This is a genomic window from Zoogloea sp., assembly GCF_023150065.1.
GTDB lineage: Bacteria > Pseudomonadota > Gammaproteobacteria > Burkholderiales > Rhodocyclaceae > Zoogloea.
The window spans coordinates 21,915-39,486 of the sequence record NZ_JAKLLN010000014.1 but is presented as its reverse complement, the minus strand read 5'-3'; the positions used below and the strand labels follow the sequence as shown (position 1 = coordinate 39,486).

Annotated in this window: 15 protein-coding genes; 9 read left to right on the top strand and 6 right to left on the bottom strand. The window is 66.8% G+C overall.

The genetic code is table 11. The annotated features are described in order from the left end of the window. The first annotated feature begins 5 nt into the window (after positions 1 to 5). The 6 genes from L6Q67_RS15550 (at position 6) to L6Q67_RS15525 (ending at position 7,225) form a co-directional block, all read left to right on the top strand. Positions 6 to 413 (top strand): acyl-CoA thioesterase, encoded by a 408-nt coding sequence (locus tag L6Q67_RS15550; protein ID WP_296571200.1) that lies wholly within the window; start codon positions 6 to 8, stop codon positions 411 to 413. A gap of 119 nt (positions 414 to 532) precedes the next feature. Beyond that, positions 533 to 1,813 (top strand): OmpP1/FadL family transporter, encoded by a 1,281-nt coding sequence (locus tag L6Q67_RS15545; protein ID WP_296571198.1) that lies wholly within the window; start codon positions 533 to 535, stop codon positions 1,811 to 1,813. A gap of 65 nt (positions 1,814 to 1,878) precedes the next feature. Further along, positions 1,879 to 2,559, top strand: a complete 681-nt coding sequence (locus tag L6Q67_RS15540) for a TetR/AcrR family transcriptional regulator (protein ID WP_296571196.1) — start codon at positions 1,879 to 1,881, stop codon at positions 2,557 to 2,559. Between the two features lie 130 nt (positions 2,560 to 2,689). Next, positions 2,690 to 5,074: a 3-hydroxyacyl-CoA dehydrogenase/enoyl-CoA hydratase family protein gene (locus L6Q67_RS15535; RefSeq protein ID WP_296571194.1), complete on the top strand. Its 2,385-nt coding sequence runs from the start codon at positions 2,690 to 2,692 to the stop codon at positions 5,072 to 5,074. A 16-nt stretch (positions 5,075 to 5,090) separates the two neighbouring features. Then, the gene (locus tag L6Q67_RS15530) at positions 5,091 to 6,287 is read left to right on the top strand and encodes an acetyl-CoA C-acyltransferase (RefSeq protein WP_296571192.1); all 1,197 of its coding nucleotides are present in this window, start codon (positions 5,091 to 5,093) and stop codon (positions 6,285 to 6,287) included. 140 nt (positions 6,288 to 6,427) lie between these two features. Further along, on the top strand, positions 6,428 to 7,225 hold the full coding sequence (locus L6Q67_RS15525) for an enoyl-CoA hydratase (protein ID WP_296571189.1): 798 nt from the start codon (positions 6,428 to 6,430) through the stop codon (positions 7,223 to 7,225). Here L6Q67_RS15525 and L6Q67_RS15520 read toward each other — a convergent pair. Further along, positions 7,215 to 7,964 carry a YdcF family protein gene (locus L6Q67_RS15520; protein ID WP_296571186.1) on the bottom strand — a complete coding sequence of 250 codons (750 nt, stop codon included), beginning with the start codon at positions 7,962 to 7,964 and terminating at the stop codon, positions 7,215 to 7,217. The genes L6Q67_RS15525 and L6Q67_RS15520 overlap by 11 nt on opposite strands. Before the next feature lie 159 nt (positions 7,965 to 8,123). On the opposite strand from L6Q67_RS15520, the gene L6Q67_RS15515 reads away from it, so the two are divergent. Together L6Q67_RS15515 and L6Q67_RS15510 are read left to right on the top strand one after the other, a co-directional pair. Further along, a complete protein-coding gene (locus L6Q67_RS15515; RefSeq protein WP_296571183.1) occupies positions 8,124 to 8,660 on the top strand; it encodes a DUF2802 domain-containing protein in 537 nt (178 codons plus the stop codon). After that, the gene (locus L6Q67_RS15510) at positions 8,657 to 9,574 is read left to right on the top strand and encodes an SPOR domain-containing protein (RefSeq protein ID WP_296571182.1); all 918 of its coding nucleotides are present in this window, start codon (positions 8,657 to 8,659) and stop codon (positions 9,572 to 9,574) included. The genes L6Q67_RS15515 and L6Q67_RS15510 overlap by 4 nt, the downstream gene beginning before the upstream one ends. A gap of 20 nt (positions 9,575 to 9,594) precedes the next feature. Here L6Q67_RS15510 and L6Q67_RS15505 read toward each other — a convergent pair whose 3' ends face one another. From L6Q67_RS15505 to L6Q67_RS15485, 5 genes are all read right to left on the bottom strand, one after another. Then, the gene (locus tag L6Q67_RS15505; protein WP_296571179.1) at positions 9,595 to 9,816 is read right to left on the bottom strand and encodes a hypothetical protein; all 222 of its coding nucleotides are present in this window, start codon (positions 9,814 to 9,816) and stop codon (positions 9,595 to 9,597) included. Positions 9,817 to 9,892: 76 nt separating this feature from the next. After that, a complete protein-coding gene (locus tag L6Q67_RS15500) occupies positions 9,893 to 12,103 on the bottom strand; it encodes an EAL domain-containing protein (protein ID WP_296571177.1) in 2,211 nt (736 codons plus the stop codon). A gap of 57 nt (positions 12,104 to 12,160) precedes the next feature. Continuing rightward, positions 12,161 to 14,260, bottom strand: coding sequence for an ATP-binding protein (locus L6Q67_RS15495; protein WP_296571174.1), 2,100 nt, complete (start codon positions 14,258 to 14,260; stop codon positions 12,161 to 12,163). 188 nt (positions 14,261 to 14,448) lie between these two features. Then, positions 14,449 to 15,588 carry an EAL and HDOD domain-containing protein gene (locus L6Q67_RS15490; protein WP_296571165.1) on the bottom strand — a complete coding sequence of 380 codons (1,140 nt, stop codon included), beginning with the start codon at positions 15,586 to 15,588 and terminating at the stop codon, positions 14,449 to 14,451. 24 nt (positions 15,589 to 15,612) lie between these two features. Beyond that, the gene (locus tag L6Q67_RS15485) at positions 15,613 to 16,641 is read right to left on the bottom strand and encodes a CDP-6-deoxy-delta-3,4-glucoseen reductase (RefSeq protein ID WP_296571163.1); all 1,029 of its coding nucleotides are present in this window, start codon (positions 16,639 to 16,641) and stop codon (positions 15,613 to 15,615) included. 42 nt (positions 16,642 to 16,683) lie between these two features. Here L6Q67_RS15485 and L6Q67_RS15480 point away from each other — a divergent pair, with 42 nt between their 5' ends. After that, on the top strand, positions 16,684 to 17,565 hold the full coding sequence (locus L6Q67_RS15480) for an SDR family oxidoreductase (protein WP_296571161.1): 882 nt from the start codon (positions 16,684 to 16,686) through the stop codon (positions 17,563 to 17,565). The last annotated feature ends 7 nt before the right edge of the window (positions 17,566 to 17,572 follow it).

The following is a 17,572-nucleotide window of genomic DNA, read 5'->3' as shown; positions in this document are numbered from 1 at the left end:
TCGCCATGTCCGATGCCCCCGTTCAACTGCCTGCCGACCGTATGCCCGTGCTGCGGGTCATGCCCATGCCCCGGGATCTCAACCCCGCGGGGGATGTATTCGGTGGCTGGATCATGTCCCAGGTGGATATTGCCGGCGCGGTGCCGGCGCGCCAGCGGGCCCGCGGCCGGGTGGCCACGATCTCGGTGAATTCCTTCGTCTTCAAGCAGCCCGTGTCGGTGGGAGACATCGTCAGCTTCTACGTGGACATCGTGCGGGTGGGCAAGAGCTCGATCACCGTGGATGTGGAGGTCTATGCCGAGCGCAACCCCGAGGACCCGGTGGTGGTGAAAGTGACGGAGGCAACCCTGACCTACGTGGCGGTGAGTGCCAGCGGGGTCAAGCGTGACATCCCGCCGGAGATTGCTGCATAAAAACAACAGTTTTAAACGAATGTTACAAAGTTAAAGGCTTGTGCAGCCCTAGAATCGCCGTGGGGTCGGGCAAACCCATGGTCAGTCGATAAAACGCCCATCTGTGAGGAGACGCACCCATGAAAATGAAAATGATCGCCCGTTTGATGCCCCTGGTCGCCCTCGGTCTGGCCGCCGGGCAGGCCAGCGCCGCCGGCTTCCAGTTGCTGGAGCAGAATGCCAGCGGGATCGGTAACGCCTATGCGGGTTCGGCCGCGGTGGCCGAGAACGCCAGCACCATCTATTACAACCCGGCCGGCATGACCCAGCTGCAGTCCCGCGAGGCTTCGGTGGGCATGTCCCTGGTGCGTCCCACCTTCAAGTTCAGCAACCAGGGCTCCAGCACCGGCGTGCTGAACGGCAGTGGCACCGGCAATGACGCCGGCAGCTGGGCTGCGATTCCCAACGGCTACCTGTCCTGGGGCCTGAGCAAGGACCTGTACGTGGGCGTGGGCTTCGGCGCCCCATTCGGCCTGGTCACCGAGTACGACAACCCCTGGCTGGGCGGTGCCCAGGCCATCAAGTTCGACATCAAGACCTACAACGTCAATCCCAGCGTGGCCTACCGCGTGAACGACATGGTCTCGCTGGGGGCCGGCCTCAACTACCAGCGCATGGAAGCCGAATATGTGCGCCTGGCCACCGTCACCTCCGCGGCCCTGTCGGCCACCCGGGCCACCCTGGATGCCGGTGACAATAGTTGGGGCTGGAACGTGGGGGCCCTGTTCACCCTCAGCCCCAACACCAAGGTGGGGGTGTCCTACCGCTCCAAGATCAAGCATGAGCTGAAGGGCAGCCTGGCCGTCAGCGGCCCCGCGGCGGGTGCCTCGCCGGCCCTGACCACTGGCAGCGCCATGGCCAGTGTCGATCTGCCCGATACCTTCATCCTGTCGGTGGTGCAGAACCTCAACGACAAGTGGGAGATGCTCGGTGACATCTCCTGGACGGGCTGGAGCAGCATTCCGAAGGTGGATATCGTGCGCACCTCCGGCAGCCTCAGCGGGGCCACCGTGCAGACCCTCGACACCCACTTCCGCGACACCTGGCGTTATGCCCTGGGGGCCAACTACCGCCTGAACGACATGGTCAAGCTCAAGTTTGGCGTGGCCTACGACCAGACCCCGGTGCCTGACGCCCAGCATCGCCTGGTGTCCCTGCCCGACAACAACCGCACCTGGTTCTCGGCGGGGGCGCAGATCAAGCTCGCCAAGGGCTCGGTGCTGGATCTGGGGGCGTCCTACCTCAACGTGCCCGAGTCCAAGGTGGACAATAATCAGACCTCTCTGGGCCGTGGCCGGGTGACCGGCGCCTACGACGCCCGGGTGTGGATCATGGGTGCCCAGTATTCCATGGCCTTCTGATTCCTGTCCTGTGCGCGGGGTCGCTCTGGCGGCCCCGCTGTTTTTTGCTTCTCCCGGTTTTTTCCATGGCCCGCTCCGATCCCCCACTTCCCGACGCCAAGACGCGCATCCTCGACGCCGCCGAGCGCCTGTTCATGGAAAACGGCTACGCCGCTACGTCGGTGCGCATGATCACCGGTGCGGCGGGCGTGCCGGTGGCCCTGGTGAGCTATCACTTCGGCTCCAAGCAGGGCTTGATGGAGGCGGTGTACGAACGTGCCCTGGGCAGCCGGGGCGGCAGCCGGGTGAGCTACCTCGACAGGCTGGAGGCCGATGCCGGCGGGCAGCCGATCGCCGTGGACGTGCTGGTGGATGCCTTCCTGTCGTCGGCCCTGCGCCTGACCCGCAAGGACAGCATTCCCGGCGAGGTCTTCAAGCAGCTCATCGGGCGGGCCTTCTACGAACCCGGGCCGGGCACCGAGGCCTTCTTCCCGGCGGAATACCGGGAGGCGGTGGATCGTTACCGTCAGGCCTTCATGCGTGCGCTCCCCGATCTGAGTCAGGACGACGTGGTCTGGCGCATGTATTTCTTCGTTGGCATCGTCGCCTACGCGATGGCCGGAAAGGACGTGATGCGGATGACCGAAACCTACGCCCTCACCGATGCAGGTGACCCGGAAGCCGTCATGGCCAGGCTGCGGCCCTTCGTCGTGGCCGGCTTCATGGCGCCGCCGGGCGTGTCACCGACGGGCCTGGCAAAGGCCTGATTTTTAAACCATGTTGTATCCATGGGCAGCATTGCGCTAAGATTTGAACAGTTGTTCAAAACCGCCATGCAGTTGCGTGGTCCGTAGTCAATAAAAAGGCCCTGTCAGGGCCGAGTCAAAGGAGGCACATGTGAGCAGACTGATCATTCGCAAGGTGGCCGTGCTGGGTGCCGGCGTGATGGGGGCGCAGATCGCGGCCCATTGCGCCAACGCTGGCGTGCCGGTCATCCTCTTCGACCTTCCGGCCAAGGAAGGCCCCGCCAACGCCATCGCCAGCAAGGCCGTGGATGGGCTGAAGAAACTCGAACCGGCCCCCCTGGCCACCCGCGACCGGGCCCAGTTCATCGACGTGGCCAACTACGGCAGCGACCTGGAGAAGCTCCGCGACTGCGACCTCATCATCGAGGCCATCGCCGAGAAGATGGAGTGGAAGCTGGACCTCTACGCCAAGGTTGCGCCCTATCTGCGGGCTGACGCGATCTTTGCGTCCAACACCTCGGGCCTGTCCATCAACAGCCTGTCGGAAGGCATGCCGGCCGAGGCCCGCGCCCGCTTCTGCGGCATCCACTTCTTCAACCCGCCGCGCTACATGGCGCTGGTGGAGCTGATTGCCACCCGCACAACCGATCCGGCCACCCTGGACGCACTGGAGGCCTGGCTCACCACCCGGCTGGGCAAGAGCATCGTCCGCGCCAAGGACACCCCCAACTTCGTCGCCAACCGGGTGGGGGTGTTCTCGATCCTTGCGGTGATGCACCACACCGCCCGCCTGGGCCTGGGCTTCGACGAGGTGGATGCCCTCACCGGCCCGCTGATCGGCCGGCCCAAGAGCGCCACCTATCGCACCGCCGACGTGGTGGGCCTCGACACCCTGGCCCATGTGATCGGCACCATGCAGGCGACCCTGCCGGGCGACCCCTGGCATGCCTTCTACCAGAGCCCCGAGTGGCTCACCGCCCTGATCGCCAAGGGCGTGCTGGGGCAAAAGACCAAGGGCGGCATCTTCCGCAAGGACGGCAAGGCCATCGTCGTGCTCGACGTGGCCAAACAGGACTACCGCCCCAGCGCCGGCGAAGTGGCGCCCGAGGTGCTGGCCATCCTGAAGAACCGCAACCCGGCCGAGAAGTTTGCCCAGCTGCGCGCCAGCAGCCACCCCCAGGCCCGCTTCCTGTGGGCCATCTTCCGCGACGTCTTCCATTACTGCGCCTTCCACCTGGCCGACATCGCCGACAACGCCCGGGACGTGGACTTTGCGATGCGCTGGGGTTTCGGCTGGGCCATGGGCCCCTTCGAGACCTGGCAGGCCGCCGGCTGGCAGGCGATCGCCGCCGCCGTGCAGGCCGACATCCAGGCTGGTGAGGCCATGATTGCCGCAGCGCTGCCCGCCTGGGTGTTTGACGGGCGCCAGGGTGTGCATGCGCCGGAGGGCTCCTGGAGCGCCACCGACGCCGCCCTCAAGCCCCGTTCCACCCTGCCGGTGTATGGCCGCCAGCTCTACCCCGAGCAGGTGCTCGGCGAGGCGGCCCGGGACATGGGCACCACCCTGTGGGAAAACGACGGCGTGCGCCTGTGGAACCTGCCGGCGAAGGATGCCCGCATCGGCATCCTGTCCTTCAAGTCCAAGATGCACGCCATCGGCGACGAGGTGCTGGACGGCGTGCTCGAAGCCGTGGCCCGGGCCGAACGCGACCTGGACGGTCTGGTAATCTGGCACGAGGCACCCTTTGCCGTGGGTGCCAACCTGGCCCAGGTGGCCGAGGCCTGCAAGGCGGGCCAGTTCGACATGCTCGAAAAGACCGTGGCCAAGTTCCAGCAGGCGTCCATGGCCCTCAAGCACGCCATGGTGCCGACGGTGGCTGCCGTGCAGGGCATGGCCCTGGGCGGTGGCTGTGAGTTCGTGATGCACGCCACCCACCGGGTGCTGGCCCTGGAGAGCTACGTTGGCCTGGTGGAGGCCGGCGTGGGCCTGATCCCGGCCGGCGGCGGCTGCAAGGAGTTCGCCCTGCAGGCGGCGTCCATGGCCAGCCGGGCGGCGGGGAGCGACGTCTTCCCCTTCATCCAGAACATGTTCCAGACCATCGCCATGGCCAACGTCTCCAAGAGCGCCCTGCAGGCGGTGGAGCTGGGCTTCGCCAGGGCGTCGGACGACATCGTCTTCAATCCGAGCGAACTGCTGCATGTGGCGCTGCACCGGGCCCGCGCCCTGGCCGAGGCGGGCTACCAGCCGCCCCTGGTCCAGCGCGCCGTGACGGTGGCGGGGCGGAACGGCATCGCCACCTGCGAGATGATGCTGATCAACATGAAGGAGGGCGGCTTCATCTCCGCCTGGGACTACCGGGTGGCCAGGGCCGCCGCCACCGCCCTGTGCGGCGGCGAGGTGGAGACCAATGCGAAGGTGTCCGAGCAGTGGATCCTCGACGTGGAGCGCGCCCAGTTCGTGGACCTGCTGAAGACCGAGAAGACCCAGCAGCGCATCGTGCACATGCTCGAAACCGGCAAGCCCCTGCGCAACTGAACGGAGACAGATCAAGATGAGCAAACAGATTCAGGAAGCCTACATCGTCGCCGCCACGCGCACCCCGGTGGCCAAGCGCAACGGCATGTTCCGCAACGTGCGCCCCGACGACATGCTGGCCCACGTGCTGCGGGCGGTGGTGAACAAGGTGCCGGGGCTGGACGCTACCGACATCGCCGACGTGGTCGTGGGCTGTGCCATGCCCGAGGCGGAGCAGGGCATGAACGTGGCGCGCATCGGCGTGCTGCTGGCCGGTCTGCCCAACACCGTGCCGGGCATCACCATCAACCGCTTCTGCTCATCGGGCCTGCAGGCCGTGGCCGACGCGGCGGCGCGCATCCGCCTGGGTGAGGCCGACGTGATGATCGCCGCCGGCACCGAGAGCATGAGCGTGATGCCCCAGATCATGGGCAACAAGATCTCCCTCAACCCGGCCATCTTCGAGAAGGACCAGAACCTGGGCATCGCCTTCGGCATGGGCCTGACCGCCGAGAAGGTGGCCCAGCAGTGGCAGGTGAGCCGCGAGGAGCAGGACGCCTTTGCGGTGCAGTCCAACCAGCGCGCCGCGGCAGCCATCGCAGCCGGGGCCTTCCGCGACGAGATCACGCCCTACACCGTGCGTACCCACGTGCCCGGCGAGGGCGGTACGGTGCGCGTCAGCGAGCGTGTCTGCGATACCGATGAAGGCCCGCGGGGCGACGCCACGCTGCAGAGCCTGGGCAAGCTCAAGCCGGTGTTTGCTGCCCGGGGTTCGGTGACGGCGGGCAACAGCTCGCAGATGTCGGATGGTGCCGGCGCGGTGCTGCTGATGTCCGAAGCCGCGGTGAAGCGCTACGGCGTGACCCCGATCGCCCGCTTCTGCAGCTACTCGGTAGCCGGCGTGCCGCCCGAGATCATGGGCATCGGCCCGGTGGAGGCGATCCCCCGGGCACTCAAGGCGGCCGGCATAGGCCAGGATGCCCTGGACTGGATCGAACTCAATGAAGCCTTCGCAGCCCAGGCCATCGCGGTGATGAAGCAGCTGGGCCTCGATCCGGCCAAGGTCAATCCCCAGGGCGGTGCGATCGCCCTCGGGCATCCTCTTGGTGCCACCGGCGTGATCCGCGCGGCGACCCTGATGAGCGCCTTCCAGCGCACCCAGGCCCGCTACGGCCTGATCTCCATGTGCATCGGCACGGGCATGGGGGCGGCGGGGGTGTTCGAGCGCCTCTGAACGGCCTCGTGTCCGCTCCAGCCCATCGTGTGCTTTCCTGCGCACGATGGGCTTTTTTACGTTCGGGCTCTTCCCGCAGGCGGGCCTTAGGGGTGAAATGACGGGATTGCCTTGAGATATTGAACGAGAAGGAATCCCCCATGACTTCCCCCGTCCTGCTTGACGTCACCGACGGCGTCGCGACCCTGACCCTCAACCGCCCGGCGGCCCTCAACGCCCTGTCGGTGGACATGATGAAAGCCCTGGCGGAAGCCACCGCCCGGCTGGCCCACCGGGATGACCTGCGGGTCGTGGTGGTGGAGGGCGCCGGCGATCACTTCATGGCCGGGGGCGACCTCAAGGATTTTGCCGCCCACCTGCACCTGTCGCCCGAGAGCCGCCTGGCCACGTTCCGGGCCATGATCGAGCAGTACATCAATCCCAGTGTGGAGGCCCTGCAGGGCCTGCCGGTGCCGGTGATTGCCCGGGTTCAGGGGGCCTGCGCGGGTTTCGGGATGTCCCTGGTGCTGGGTTGCGACATGGCGGTGGCCACCGACACTGCCTATTTCACCACGGCCTATTCCAGCATTGCCCTGTCTGGCGACGGGGGTGTGTCGTGGCTGCTGCCCCGGGTTCTAGGGCGACGCAGGGCCTTCGAGCTGCTTATGCTGGCCGACCGCTTCGACGCTGCCGAGGCCCAGCGCCTGGGCGTGGTGAATCGGGTGGTGCCCGCGGCCGAGCTCGATGCTGCTGTGGCCGATCTGGTGGCGCGCATCCGGCGCGGGCCGGGCCGCTGCTACGGTGAGATCAAGCACCTGCTCAATGCGTCACCGGATCAGTCGCTGGGCGCCCAGCTGCAGCTGGAGGCCGAGGCTTTTGCCCGGTGTTCCGCCCGGCCGGATTTCGACGAGGGCATCAACGCCTTCCTTGGCAAGCGCAAGGCCCGCTTCAACGGCTGAGCCGATAGGCCAGCAGGCCGAGCCATTCGTGGCTGGCGTACCAGCCGGCATAGGCGCTGCTCATCCCCGGAAGGGAGGGGATGGCGCTGTCGTCGGGATTGCGGTTGAGCAGGTGGGCTGTGGGGGCCGGCACCACACTGAAGCCTGCGGCCTCGAAGGCTTCGACCGAGCGCCGCATGTGGGCGGCATGGGTTACCAGGACGATGCGTCGGTGCCCGCCGGGCAGCATTACCGCGGCACAGTATTCGGCGTTCTCCCGGGTATCCCGGGAGCGGGATTCGACCCAGCGCGGGGTGATGCCGAAGTCCTCTTCCAGGCTCGTTTTCATCAGCTCGCCCTCGGCAGTGCCGCCCTTCGGGGCACCGCCGGTCACCATCACCGGCAGCCCGGTCTGACGGGCCAGGCGGGCGCCGTAGCGGATGCGTTCGAGGCTCAGGGCGTTCACCGTCTCGCCGTCGAACTCCGGCGCGTAGCTCCGCCTGCCACCTGCCAGAATCACGATGGCGTCGGCTTTGGCAAGGGCTTGCTCGTCCACCGGGGGGGCGTTCTCGAGCCCTTCGAGCAATAGTTTGACGGTGACGGGTGTGCACAGGGCCAGCGCCGCGAGCAGCCCCAGCGCAGCGACGATGCGCCCGGCCCGGGGACGCCGGATGCCCAGGAGAAGGCCCAGGGCAATGAGGATCAGCGGCCCCAGGGGGGGAAGAATCAGGCCTGCAAGGATCTTTTTGAGTATGAACATGACGAAAAGGCGCGGCCTGGCGGGGTGCCGCATTGTCGGTGGAGTGGCGCACGGCTATTATCGCAGCGTCAATTGAACGCCAGCCACCAGGGGAATCATCATCGTCAGCAAAGGGTTTGAGTCACGCCGCCGCAGCACGGCCGCCGGGGAGCTTGCGCAGTGATTGACATTGGCGTGCACGAGGGGGTGTGGGCACTGGTTGCCGTACTCGTCCTCTACCTTGCGGTGATCCTCTTCCGTCTGGCCAGCCCGCGGAAGCCTGCCGACTCCGGCGAAAAGCCCGGAGCCCCGAATACCCTGCTGGTCGATGAGCCCGCCGCAGCCGCGCCGGAGCCCCAGCCCGTTCCGCCTCCCAGCCCTGAGGAAGAGGCCGTGTCGCGGGATCTCCTCAACGAACTCGAGATCCAGCAGCTGCGCCGGGACGTGGCTCAACTGCGTACCGAGAGCGATTTCCTGCGGCGTGAGCTGGCCGCCACCCGCCGTGATGTGGACGAACTTCGGGACGAGCTGAAGGACGCCCAGCAGACCGCCCGGGAGCCGGTGCAGTACGCCCGACCGGTGTCACCGCAGCATTCCGAAGCCATGCTGCTGGCGGGCAGGGGGATAGACGCGGCACGGATTGCCGAGCATTGCGGTATTTCCGTGGCAGAGGCGGAGCTGGTCTGTGCCCTGGCACGGGCGGAGGAGGGCCGATGAGCGAACACACCAGGACACCCGAGCAGGATGCGACCGGTGAGGATGAAGCCCGCCGCCAGTTGTTGATTCGGGCGGGGGTGGCGGGAGGCCTGATCGCCCTGCTGCTGGGTGGGCTGGCCCTGTTCGACCACCTGTCGCGGCCGCCTCAGCCTGAAGAGGTCGCCCTGCCTACGAGACCCATTGCCCCTGCCCAGATCACTCCGGAAGCCGGGCGCGATGCGCCGCCCGATGTGGTCCGGGCCGGCGGTGAGGCCGCTGTGGCGGGTGAGGCTCCGCCGGCTCTGGCCCCCGAGGGCTCGGCGCCGCCGAGTCTGCCGGACAGCGAGGCTGGGCCCGCTGCCGACAAGTCGGATCGATTGGTGGAAACTACCCGGCCGCAGGCGCGGCCGGCTGCCGCGGCCCCGTCGCATGGGGAGGCTGCAACACCCAGGGCGCCCGCCCGCGAGGCGACCCCGGTGAAGCCGGCTGCGACGGCGCAGGCGATGCCGACCGCACCGGTGGCGCCGGCCCCACGTTCATCCAACCAAGCGGGCGTAGCGGCGCCGGTGGCTGCGCCTGCGGTGCCTTCGGTCCGCCCTCCGGCGCTTGCTGCACCCGTACCGCCGTCGGTACCCCAGGTCGCCGCGGTGGCTGCTCCGGCGGTCGCGCAAAAGCCGGCTGCCCCCCAGTCGCAGCCCCAGGCGTCCGTGCCGGCCGAGACGGGGCGGGGTTATGTCCTGCAGTTCGGGTTCTTCTCCAGCGTGGCATCGGCTGAAGAACTCAAGGCACGACTCGCCCAGGCCGGTGTTCCCTCACAGATCGAGACCCGCCTGATCGTCGGGCCCTTTGCGGATCGCAAGGATGCCCTTGCGGCCCAGGCGCGCCTGCGCGAGAAGGGGGTCGATGTGGGGGTGCTGCTGCCGCTGGGGCGTTGAGCCCCTGCGTAGCCGAAACCTCAGGCGGTCATGATGACCAAGGCGTGGCCGGTGCGGCAACGCAGGGCCAGCACCGCCTGCTGTCCGCCCGGCGCGGCGGCCCAGATGGCGGCCTGGTCTCCCAGATTTCTGGCGATTTCGTAGCCGCGTTGCTTCAGCAAGGCCGGGTCGAGATGCTCGGCAACCAGGCGCGGCGTTTCCGGTTGTTGGGGGTGGGCCAGGACGAGTCGGAAGATTCCCATGGCGATCTCCAGTTGGATTCGACTGGGCTCCCAATCTAGCGCTGAAGTGTGACGGTTGTTGGTGGCGCCGGACGGCTCAGGGGGCGACATCCGCCTCGGGCAAGGTGAGGCCCGGAAGACGGAATTCCTGCAGGATGCGGGTGGCTTCGTCCACATTCACCGGCCGCGAAAACAGGAAGCCCTGCATCTCGTCGCAGCCCAGGATTTCCAGGGCATTCATCTGCTCGTCGCGCTCCACGCCTTCGGCGGCGAGGCGGATGTCGAACCCGCGGGCGATGCCGGCGATGGCGCTGACGATGGGGTGATCCTCGGTGGTCTTGATGTTCTTGACGAAGCTCCGGTCGATCTTGAGGCGGGTCACTCCGCAGCGCTGAAGGTAGGCGAGGGACGAGTAGCCCGTACCGAAGTCGTCAATGGCGATGCCGATGCCGAGCTCCCGCAGGCTTTGCATGCGCAGGGACACCTTGTCGCTGTCCTCGAGGAGCAGCCTCTCCGTGATCTCCAGTTCGAGACTGTCGGCCGGCAGGCCGTGGCGGGTCAGCACACGGGATACCGTACTGTTGAGATCGGTGTGGTCGAAGTCCCGGGACGACAGGTTGGTGGACAGGCGCAGCTCCGGATAGCGATGACGCCAGGAGGATAACTGGGCGCAGGCGGTGTCGAGGACCCAGCGGGTGATCTCGTGGATGATCCCGGCTTCCTCGGCCATCTGGATGAAGCGGGATGGCGCGACCATGCCATGTACCGGATGGCGCCAGCGCACCAGGGCTTCCATGCCGGTGATGCTGCTGCGGGACAGGCTGATCAGCGGCTGGTAATGCACTTCCAGCTCGTTGCGGGAGAGGGCCAGGCGCAGCTCCTTCTCGAGGGAGGTGCGCGCCCGGTAGTTGGCGTGCATCTCGGGGGAGAAGAAGCCGCAGGCGTTGCCGCCGTTGCCCTTGACCTGGTGCATGGCGATGCTGGCATGCTGGATGAGGTCTTCGGCGCTGTTGCCGTCTTCCGGGTGCAGGGCCACGCCCATGCTGATGGTGGCGGTGAATTCGCCATCGGCAATCTGGAATGGTGCGCGGAAGGCGTACAGGACCTTCTCGGCGATGGCCTGGGCGTCGCCCCGGGTGCCGATGTCCGGCAGCAGGATCAGGAATTCGTCACTGCCGTGCCGGGTCAAGGTGTCGCCCTTGCGCAGGCTCTGGCGCAGGCGCAGGGCCACTGCCCGCAGCAGGGCGTCACCGTCACCGACGCTGTAGGTGTCATTGACCAGCTTGAAGCGGTCCATGTCGATGAAAAGTACGGCGATATGGGTCTTGCGCCGCTTGGCCTGGGCGATGGAGAGGTTCAGCCGGTCACGGAACAGATCGCGGTTGGGGAGCTGGGTGAGCGGGTCGTGGTAGGTCTGGTAGCCACCGTTCTGCTCGCTGGCCCGGTAGCCGGGGAGGCTGCGGGCGGCTCCATAGGTGCCGGCGTAGTGGATGGGGGCGCGAGAGTCGGTGCGGTTGTAGATCCCCATGGCGTTGAGGACGATGGTGACCGGGCCGTGCTCCTCACTCTCCGTCTCGCCAAAGGGGTTGCGGGTGAGGCGCAGGGCGAGGTTGCTGGTGGCCCGCGGGCCGGTGCGGCGCTCGTTGAAGGAGAAGCGGGCGCGCTCCAGGTCCTCGGGATGGACGATCTCGGAGAAGTGCTTGCCGAGAAGGGCGCTGCGGGGGTGGCCGAGCAGGGACTCGATGCGCTGGTTGAGGTAGCTGAAGCGGCCGTCGGCGTCGAGCGTGTAGATCAGGTCGAGGGAGTTCTCGACCAGATAGCGGTGCATCTGCTCGGAGGACTCCAGGCGCTGGTGGACCTGTCGCCTGCTGCGTTCCTGCTGGCGCTTGGCGAGCACGGTGCTGACGGAGCGGCGCAGTTGCTCGGCACTGTAAGGCTTGAGGAGAAAGTCGGCGGCGCCCCGGCGCAGGGCACCCACGGCGGCGTCCATCGACTGCTCGGCGCTGATCATGATCACGGACTCACGCCGGTCGTGGCTGAGTAGCCAGTCCATCACCGCCAGGCCCGAGGCGTCGGGCAGGCGGAAATCGAGCACGATCAGATCATAGGCGGCGGTGTTGAGGCGTGCCAGCGCCCCTGCGACCGATCCGCATGCTTCGATCAGCCGGTCGTCGCTTTGAAGGAGCGCGGTGATGGAGCGTGCCAGGGACGGTTCATCGTCGATGACCAGGATGCGGACAAGAGCTTCGGCTGATGCGCGCCGGTTCCCCTCCGGCAGGAAGGGCTGCCCTTTCCAGGGGATGAACATTATGACTCCCTGACGTGGGTCTATTATTTTTCACTGCAATCATGCACCAAATCATGCTCAGGCCGCCAGCGGCATGAAGATCTGGAAAACGGTGCCGGAGCCCAGCTGACTGCGGCACAGGATGGTTCCGCCGTTGCTGGTGACCAGCTCGCGCACTACCGGCAGGCCGACGCCGCCACCGGGCTTGGTGCTGTTGCGGGCTCCGCCGGCAAACAGGTTCTGGACCCGCTCCGGCGACATGCCGGGGCCGTTGTCCACCACCCGTACCTCAAGGCAGGGGCTGCCGTTGGCGTTGATGCCGGCTACCGCCGAGACGGTGAGCTTGCCACCCTCGGGGATCGCTTCGGCGGCGTTCTTGAAGAGGTTCAGGAGCACCTGCTTGAGGGCGTCTGGCGGGATCGCAGCGGCCGGCAGATTGGGCGAGGTGCGTAGCTCGAAGTGGATGCCACGGCGGGCGAACAGAGCTTCGCCGTAGAGGGCGCGCAGGTCGTGGAGGATCTCGGCGACGCCGCTGTGGGCCGGACCCGTCGGGAGGATGCCGGTGAAGTCGCTGGTCTTGCGGATCAGGGCGCCAACCCGGTCGAGTTCGTCGCTGAGGAGATTGAGCTGCTCCTTCAGCGTTGCGTCTTCCACCTTCTCGTCGATGATGCCCAGGTAGGTCTTGATGACGGTGAGCGGGTTGCTGGCTTCGTGGGCGATACGCCGGGCGTGGTCCACGTAGCGGCGCCCGATGTTCTCCTCGATCTCGTGACGCAGGCGCTCTTCGGCATTGCGTTCGGAGATGCGCACGGTGGCGGCTTCGGTGAGGAGCTGACGCAAGGTGTGTTCGATCTCTTCGCCGGCATCCTCGGCGCTAGGGCACGGAAACACCGCCACGCCGGATTCGAAACCATTGCTCCAGGGGACGCACAGCAGGCCGTCACTCTCCAGCCAGCGGGCGAGCTGCCAGTCGGCGGCGCTGCGGCCGGGGGGCCGGGGGGCAGCCTGGAAACGGGTTTCGACGTTGTCGCGGTAGGCTTCGGCGATAACGCTGTTCTGGTCGTCGGCGGCGATGCGGATCTGGCTCAGGCCGGGGTGGGCCGGATTGGCCGCGCCGGTCAGCTCGTCGCCATCCACCGGCTTGACGAACAGTACCGGTGCGTCAAGGCTGAGCAGCAGGCGAGAGGCCAGGCTGAAGTCGGTCCATGCCGAGCAGCCCTTGCTGAAGCTGCTGCGGGTAAAGGCACCGAGGGCGGCCCGCGCGATGCCCGCGTCGATCATCTCCGGCCCGCTGCTCTCCTTGCCGTCGGCGCTCCAGGGGCGGGAGAACATGCTGGTCTCGACGGGGATGCCGAGGGCGCTGGCGCGTTCCTGGATGGTGCGCGTCGTGTCGGCCAGCAGGCTGACCAGGATCGCGCCGTCCAGCTGGGTGAGGCGGCAGGCATTGTCGAGGCTGAGGGGGGCCTGATTGCCCCGGTAGGTGGCCAGTTCTTCGGCGGCGGCGGCGATGCGTACCAGCGGATGGGCGCTCACCAGACTGTCCGCATCGGCCTGGTGCAGGGCGATGGCGTCGGCGACACCGGCCGGCAGGCCGCAGCGGGCGGCCAGGTTGGAGGAGATCTCGGCATGGTCCTGGCCGTAGCGTTCCCATTCGCTGGCAGTCAGGCTGCGTTCGTCGGAGGCCTCGGCCAGCAGTGCGATGTAGTCGTCGGTGTATTCGCTCAGCCACAACAGCCCGATGTCGTGGAGCAGGCCGGCGGCGTAGGCTTCCTCGGGTGCCGCGTAGCCGGTTTCCCGGGCGATATGGGCAGCCAGTTCGGCCACGAACTGGCTGTGCAGGCAGTGGTGGCGGTGTGAGCCGATGCTGGTCCGGTGCTGGGCTTGCTGCACGATGTGCCGCAGGGCCCAGGCCTGAAGAAGTCCGGCGTCGGTGTTTTCGACTCTCTGCGTAAGGGCTTCCAGCAGGGATGCGGATTCATTCTTCTGCAGGGGGCTGGTCTGCAGCAGCTCGAAGACCAGGACCGGGTCGAGCAGGATGATCCGCGCTGCATCCTTCGACGCCGGGACCCCGACGGAGAGGACCCGCAGGAGGGCGGTGGCGGTCTCGCGCAGGCCGGGCAGGCGCAAGGTTGGAACCGCAGCGGGACGTCGCAATTTGGAGATTCGGGAGGTTTGCATGAAAGAAGCACATTTTTCGCAGATTTTGTGCTTTCGATTCTAACCGTGCTCCCCCTGTGCCCAACTGTGACATAAGTTTGCCGAAATCGGGCCGTGGAGGCCCGAACGTGACTCAGTTCGCGACCGCAGGCAGGGTTTTCGGGGGGCGATAAACCCCCAGGTGGGGGTGTGCCAGGGAGGAGGAGGCGTCAGCCGAACTGAAGGCTGTCGGCAAAGGCCAGCGCTTCGAGGTGGGCGCGGTTGACCTGTTCGCAGGAGATGTGGAGATCCCCGGCGAGGGCTGCGAGGTTCCTGTCGTCGAAACTCTCGAGAGCCCTGGCCAGCTTGAGGAAGGGCGCGTACACGCCGTCTCCGGTGAGCAGGGCGTCGGCGATGGGGGCGGGCAGGTGCATCTCTTCGAGGGCGGACTGCAGGCTGGCACCCAGCAGCAGATGCAGCATGGAGAAGGCGCCGGTGATGAACAGGTTGTCCAGCTCACCTTTCTCGAAGAAGGCTGCGCCGATCTGTTCCATGAAGCGTCCGCGGGCGATGGCGGTCTGCATCAGGGCAGGGGCGGCGGGGTCGCGGCTGGCCGATACGAGCAGCACGGAGAGCCATTTGTTGAGCTTTTCGTAGCCGAGAATGGTCACCGCGTGACGGAAGGACTGGATCTCGCACATCAGCCCAAAACCGGCGGAATTGATATATCTGAGCAGTTTGTAAGAAAGTGCCACATCCTGCTTTAGGACCGTCTCGATTTCCTTTACTTCGGCATTTCTGCGCACCAGGTTCATCAGCCGCACGATCTGGGCGTGGGATGGGGCGAGCTTGCCGTTGCTGGTGACGCCCCGCAGGAAGAACCACCCGGACGCACCGTCATAGCCCTGGACGATGGCATTGCGGAAATCGGGTACGTCCGTCAGCCCCCAGGCCAGGGCCAGGCCCGGCGGGTCGGCGGGCAGGTTCTGGCGCTTGGCGTCGATGATCACGAAGCGCCAGGGCACGTTGGCAGGCAGCACGGTGTCGTGCTGGTACCAGGTGAGGTTGAGGCTGATGCCGGCCGCCTGGAGCTGCGGAATCAGGGACAGGGTGAGGGGATGGGCGATGGACTGGACGGGGATCTCGACCATGGCATTGGCCGGAGCGATCCAGTTGAGCAGGTCTGGTGTGGGCACCAGCTTGTAGAGGCTGACGAAGACCGGATGGGTGGAGGGCCATACGTCGGCAAGGCCGTCCAGGGTTTCCACCGCCTGGGAAACCGAGGCAGCATGGACGATCAGCCGGTTGGCGGTGATCTTGTGCTGTTTGTTGATGACCGGTTCGCGGGTGATCAGGACGGCATTGCTCATGGGCGCAGGATTCCGGTGTGGAGCTCAGGCGGCTCCGGCGTCATTCGAGTAGCTGAAGGCGTCGGCAAAGAAGGCTTCGGACGGCAGCGCGCAGCGCGAGGTGAGATCGGCCCGGGCTGCGTCGATCATGGCAGGTGAGCCACAGGCGTACACCTCGTGGCCGGACAGGTCGGGCAGATCGGCCATCAGGGCATGATGGGCGAAACCGCTGCGGCCCGTCCAGGCGTCGCTGGCGGGGGCGTCTGACAGCACCGGTACAAACCGGAAGCCCGGCAGGCGGGCTTCCCAGTCGCGGGCGATGTCGAGCTGGTAAAGGCCAGCCACATCGCGGCTGCCCCAGTAGAGGGTCATGGGGCGCTTGAGACCGGTGGCAATGGCGTTCTCGACGATGCTCTTGATGGGGGCAAAGCCGGTGCCGCCGGCCAGCAGTACGATCGGTCGGGAGGAGTCTTCACGCAGGCGGAAGCCGCCGAGGGGGCCTTCGAAGCGCAGGATGTCCTTCTCCTTGAGCTTCTCGAAGACGTGGGTGGTGAAGCGCCCGCCGGGAACCAGGCGGATGTGCAGCTCGAGGTAATCGGCGCCGGTGGGGGCGTTGGCGATGGAGAAGCTGCGGCGCTTGCCGTCGGCGAGCAGAAAGTCGATGTATTGGCCGGCCACGAACTGGAACTTCTCGCTGGCAGGGAGCTTGACTTCGAGAACGATCACGTCGGCGCCGATGCGCGTGAGCTTCTGCACGCGGCACGGGAGCTTCTTGACCGGGATGTCCCCGGCGCGGCTGACCTGGCGTACTTCGACGACCAGATTGGAGCGCGGGGACGCGCAGCACAGCAGAGCCATGCCGGCATCGCGGTCGGCGGTGGTGAGGGTCGATTCGGAATAGTGGCCATGCTCCACCTGCCCGGAGACAATCTTGCTCTTGCACACGCCGCAGGCACCGTCACGGCAGCTGTAGGGGAGGAGCAGGCCAGCGGCCAGGGCGGAGGCGAGAACGGTTTCTTCACTGCCGGCTTCAAAATGGAGGCCGCTGGGCTGGAGGGTGACCTGGAACGACATGGTGGATGGCCGTGAGATAATCGAAGGATGAAACGTCGAAAAATGAAGCAGGTACTGATTGTAGGCAGTGGTGACGTGGCTCGCCGGATCATTCCCTGGCTGGCCGAGCGCTTTCGTGTGATGGCGGTGACGAGGCGGGCGGATGAGTGTGCCGGACTGCGTGCGCTGGGCGCCACGCCTCTTGTTGCCGACCTCGATCTGCCCGCTACCCTGCACCGCCTTGCCGGCATTGCCGACTACGTGCTGCACTGCGCGCCGCCGCCCGCGCAGGGCGTCGATGATCCGCGTACCCGGCGCCTTCTGGCTGCCCTGACGCGTCGCGGGAGTCTACCACGACGGATAAGCTACATAAGTACCACCGGCGTCTACGGAGACTGCGGTGGCGCCTGGCTGGACGAGACCTGGCCGCTGCGTCCGGACTCGGCCCGGGCCGGACGTCGGGTGGCGGCGGAGGCCCGTCTGCGCAGCTTCGGCAAGCGTAGCGGCTGCCGCGTCAGCATCCTGCGTGCACCCGGGATCTACGATGCGGACACGCGCCTGCCGCGGGCCCGGCTGCTCAAGGGTGACCCTGTGCTGGTGGCTGAGGACGATGTGTTCACCAATCACATCCATGCAGATGATCTGGCGCGCCTGTCGGCCCTGGCCCTGTTCCGCGGCCGGCCCAATCGGGCCTACAACGCCACCGACGACAGCGTGATGCGCATGGGGGATTACTTCGACCTGGTCGCCGATGCCTGCGGCCTGCCCCGGCCGCCCCGCCTGCCGCGGGCCGAGCTGGCGGGCCGTCTGTCGCCAATGACCCTGTCCTTCATGGCCGAGTCGCGGCGCCTGATGAACGGCCGCATCAAGCGGGAACTCCGTGTCCGGCTGCGCTATCCGACCGTGGCCGACGCGCTGGCCGCCATGCCGCCCGCTGTTTCCTGAAACCAGA

Bases quoted from the DNA above. Each gene is read 5' to 3' on its own strand.
- L6Q67_RS15480 (WP_296571161.1), top strand. From the start codon at position 16,684: ATGAAGCAGGTACTGATTGTAGGCAGTGGTGACGTGGCTCGCCGGATC.
- L6Q67_RS15485 (WP_296571163.1), bottom strand. From the start codon at position 16,641: ATGTCGTTCCAGGTCACCCTCCAGCCCAGCGGCCTCCATTTTGAAGCC.
- L6Q67_RS15510 (WP_296571182.1), top strand. From the start codon at position 8,657: ATGAGCGAACACACCAGGACACCCGAGCAGGATGCGACCGGTGAGGAT.
- L6Q67_RS15520 (WP_296571186.1), bottom strand. From the start codon at position 7,964: ATGTTCATACTCAAAAAGATCCTTGCAGGCCTGATTCTTCCCCCCCTG.
- L6Q67_RS15525 (WP_296571189.1), top strand. From the start codon at position 6,428: ATGACTTCCCCCGTCCTGCTTGACGTCACCGACGGCGTCGCGACCCTG.
- L6Q67_RS15550 (WP_296571200.1), top strand. From the start codon at position 6: ATGTCCGATGCCCCCGTTCAACTGCCTGCCGACCGTATGCCCGTGCTG.
- L6Q67_RS15545 (WP_296571198.1), top strand. From the start codon at position 533: ATGAAAATGAAAATGATCGCCCGTTTGATGCCCCTGGTCGCCCTCGGT.
- L6Q67_RS15540 (WP_296571196.1), top strand. From the start codon at position 1,879: ATGGCCCGCTCCGATCCCCCACTTCCCGACGCCAAGACGCGCATCCTC.
- L6Q67_RS15530 (WP_296571192.1), top strand. From the start codon at position 5,091: ATGAGCAAACAGATTCAGGAAGCCTACATCGTCGCCGCCACGCGCACC.
- L6Q67_RS15495 (WP_296571174.1), bottom strand. From the start codon at position 14,260: ATGCAAACCTCCCGAATCTCCAAATTGCGACGTCCCGCTGCGGTTCCA.
- L6Q67_RS15500 (WP_296571177.1), bottom strand. From the start codon at position 12,103: ATGTTCATCCCCTGGAAAGGGCAGCCCTTCCTGCCGGAGGGGAACCGG.
- L6Q67_RS15505 (WP_296571179.1), bottom strand. From the start codon at position 9,816: ATGGGAATCTTCCGACTCGTCCTGGCCCACCCCCAACAACCGGAAACG.
- L6Q67_RS15490 (WP_296571165.1), bottom strand. From the start codon at position 15,588: ATGAGCAATGCCGTCCTGATCACCCGCGAACCGGTCATCAACAAACAG.